The sequence below is a fragment of the Citrobacter sp. wls757 genome (assembly GCF_005280935.1).
GTDB lineage: Bacteria > Pseudomonadota > Gammaproteobacteria > Enterobacterales > Enterobacteriaceae > Citrobacter > Citrobacter portucalensis.
This window is the reverse complement of sequence record NZ_SZWU01000015.1, coordinates 448,921-452,565: the sequence shown is the minus strand read 5'-3', so window position 1 is coordinate 452,565 and position 3,645 is coordinate 448,921. Positions and strand designations below refer to the sequence as shown.

Below are 3,645 nucleotides of genomic sequence, written 5' to 3'. Positions count from 1 at the left end.
CCTGCCGCTGTTGGCATTAGAAGATGGTGAACGGAGCAATAACGATGAACTTCACGTCGCGCTCATCCTGGAATATGTTGCCGTAGCCACCGCCCCAGCTCGGAATGTCTGAATGGTTGTCGTACTGAGTGAAGTGCAGCTTAAACATGGTGCCCTTCGCACGACCTTCCTGCAGGGTGTAGACCGCATCCAGGCTGTAAGAAGATTCTTCGATAGTCCGGTTTTTGTCGTAGTACGCATCCGGGTTGAGCTGCCAGGTTGATGGCTTAGCATCCCATGCGTAAACGTAGGACGCGCCTACCGCCCAGCCCGGCAGATTCCAGTTCTTCAGGTCATACATTGCGCCGAAGAAGACTGCCTTTTCACCGTTGGCGTTGAAGTCAGAACGGTTATCCCACCAGACATCCAGACGACCGTTTGAAGAGGCGTAGGTTGGGGTCATACGCTGCAGGAAGTAACCCTGCTGGCCGTCCGCTTTAACCCAGGTCCCTTCCAGACGAAGGTCAACGACTTCTGCCACTTTGTAGCCAAAGGTCAACGCCTGCAACCAGGCAGTGCCATCATAAATATCGTTCACGGTACGATCATCAACCTTGTCGCGTGCACCGTAGAACTGGTAGCTGGTGGTAAATGGGTTACCGCCTAAATCGAATTTGTAGCTGGCTTTTGCGAAGTACTGATCGACATAACCTTCAGACTGACCAAATGCCGCTTCCAGCAAGAGGTTATTCTTGAAGTCATATTTCGCGCCAATTGAGTGCAGGTAATCAACGCTGGTCTTTTTATCAGCCTGATAGAATTTATCGACTTCGGTGTGCCACGGTGCTTTATATTCGTTAGCCCACATATAGGAGAAGCTCAGTGCGCCAGCATCACCGTAATCGAAGTTGGCACCGGCTTCAGCACCCTGATAGGTACCTGGCATAAAACTCCAGTGCGGTGCCAGCAGAGTCTGCCCGGTTGGTTGAATGTAACCGGCGCGCGCCCAGGTTGGGCCGTATTTAAATTTAGCTGCTGCTTTATAAAGGCTAATCCCGCTCTTATCGCCGGAGTAATCCTCGTCATAGCCTTTATTTTTGGAAGAGAATGCGATTTCGTTTGGATGGCCGCTTTCGCTACTTTCGTTCATTTCAATAGCGGTAAATGCTGCGATATCAATACCAAACATATCGGCCGCATAACCGGACTGGAAGTCGAGGTTAGCGTTCCAGGTGGAGTGAGAAAGGTTGGTTTTGTATTTGTCATGATCGGTCACATCTTTACGGTCACGCTCACGCTGCCAGTAATAGATGCTGCCGGTTAAGGTTGAGTCATCAATGAAACCTTCGGCGTGTGCCTGCGGAGCGACAACAAAACCCGACATTGCTGTGATACCGGCGATAGCCAGCGCCAGCGTACTACGTTTGCCACTAAACGTACGCATATGTTAATCCTCTTTGACGTATAAAATGCTGCCGACAAAAGCGGACAGCGAAAAAACAAAAAATAAAAAAGTAGCGCTAAGAAAACCTCAGTGACTACAATGAATAGACTATTTTTCGCGACGCGAATTATCAATCTCTTTCTGTAACGAGTATGTAATAGTATGAGCAACCGCACATATTTGATTGCTTTCTGTTACATTTTCATCGGAAGATAAAAAAGCGTTGAAAAAATGAAAAAATCGCTTGTTTTCCATGGAGATGAAATCGGTTTCAGCCCATTTCACATTGAGGTAAGTTATTTAAACGCAAAAACATTCAGTTAAGCCATTATTACAGGCATGCAATTAATTCGCTCCGCAAACGGAGCCTGTTACACGGTTTTTTTGCGAAAAAAAACGCCGCATGAAGCGGCGTTTAGAGAGGATGTGTTGCGGCTTATTCGCCCGCTTTAGCCCACGTGTCACGTAGACCAACGGTACGGTTAAACACCAGCTTGTCAGCCGTTGCATAACGACTGTCCAGGCAGAAGTAACCTTCACGCTCAAACTGGAACGCTTTACCTGCAACCGCTGCCTTCAGCGACGGCTCACCGTAACCCTGCTTAATGACCAGCGATTCCGGGTTAATAACGGACAGGAAGTCTTCCGCCGCGCCTGGATTTGGCACGCTAAACAGACGATCGTACAAGCGGATTTCAATCGGCAGCGCATGGGATGCGCTCACCCAGTGAATAACGCCTTTGACTTTACGACCATCGGCCGGGTCTTTGCTCAGGGTGTCGGCATCGTAGGTGCAGAAAATGGTGGTGATATTCCCTTCCGCATCTTTCTCAACACGTTCGGCTTTGATCACATAAGCATTGCGCAGACGTACTTCTTTGCCCATCACCAGACGCTTGTACTGCTTGTTCGCTTCTTCACGGAAGTCTGCGCGATCGATCCAAATTTCACCGCTAAATGGCACTTCGCGGCTGCCCATTTCCGGTTTGTTCGGATGGTTAGGCATGGTGACCAATTCGCTTTCGCCCTGCGGATAGTTTTCGATAACCAGTTTAACCGGATCGATAACCGCCATCGCGCGCGGGGCATTTTCGTTCAGATCTTCGCGGATACAGGATTCCAGAGAAGCGATCTCAATGGTGTTGTCTTGCTTGGTCACGCCAATGCGTTTGCAGAACTCACGGATCGCGGCAGCGGTGTAACCGCGACGACGCAGGCCAGAAATCGTCGGCATACGCGGATCGTCCCAGCCTTCAACGTGCTTGTCGGTCACCAGCAGATTCAGCTTACGCTTGGACATCACGGTATATTCCAGATTCAGGCGCGAGAATTCGTACTGACGCGGATGAACCGGAATGGTGATGTTGTCCAGCACCCAGTCGTACAGACGACGGTTATCCTGGAACTCCAGCGTACACAGGGAATGCGTAATGCCTTCCAGCGCATCGCTGATGCAGTGGGTAAAGTCGTACATCGGGTAGATGCACCACTTGTTGCCGGTCTGGTGGTGTTCGGCGAACTTAATACGGTACAGCACCGGATCGCGCATCACGATAAACGGCGACGCCATGTCGATTTTCGCACGCAGGCAGGCTTTACCTTCTTCAAAACCACCGGCACGCATTTTTTCGAACAGCGCCAGGTTCTCTTCGACGCTACGATCGCGGTACGGGCTATTTTTGCCAGGCTGAGTCAGCGTGCCGCGGTATTCACGGATTTCGTCCGCTGACAGTTCGTCAACGTACGCCAGGCCTTTATTAATAAGCTCTACCGCATAGGCGTGAAGCTGATCGAAGTAATCCGAAGAGTAGCGAATGTCGCCAGTCCAGTGGAAACCTAACCATTCAACGTCGTTTTTAATCGACTCAACGTACTCGATATCTTCTTTAACCGGGTTCGTATCATCAAAACGCAGGTTGCACTGGCCCTGGTAATCTTGCGCAATGCCAAAGTTCAGACAAATGGATTTCGCGTGGCCAATGTGCAGATAGCCATTTGGCTCCGGCGGAAAACGGGTATGGATAGTGGTGTGCTTACCACTGGCCAGATCTTCATCGATGATCTGACGAATAAAGTTACTCGGGCGGGCTTCAGCCTCACTCATCGTGGATTCCTCAAAGCGTAAACAACGTATAACGGAGTATGATCTTATAAGCGACGTCAGGAGACAACTATTAGTTGCACAAAAAAGGTGTTTCAACAGGATATATGAGGGCATTTGC

Annotated in this window: 2 protein-coding genes; both read right to left on the bottom strand. The window is 49.9% G+C overall.

Going from position 1 to position 3,645, the window contains the following annotated elements:
• Positions 1 to 16: 16 nt before the first annotated feature.
• Positions 17 to 1,423, bottom strand: a complete 1,407-nt coding sequence (chiP, locus tag FDW94_RS03915) for a chitoporin (protein WP_137377158.1) — start codon at positions 1,421 to 1,423, stop codon at positions 17 to 19.
• A gap of 436 nt (positions 1,424 to 1,859) precedes the next feature.
• Positions 1,860 to 3,527: a glutamine--tRNA ligase gene (gene glnS / locus FDW94_RS03905; RefSeq protein ID WP_048226099.1), complete on the bottom strand. Its 1,668-nt coding sequence runs from the start codon at positions 3,525 to 3,527 to the stop codon at positions 1,860 to 1,862.
• Between the last annotated feature and the right edge of the window lie 118 nt (positions 3,528 to 3,645).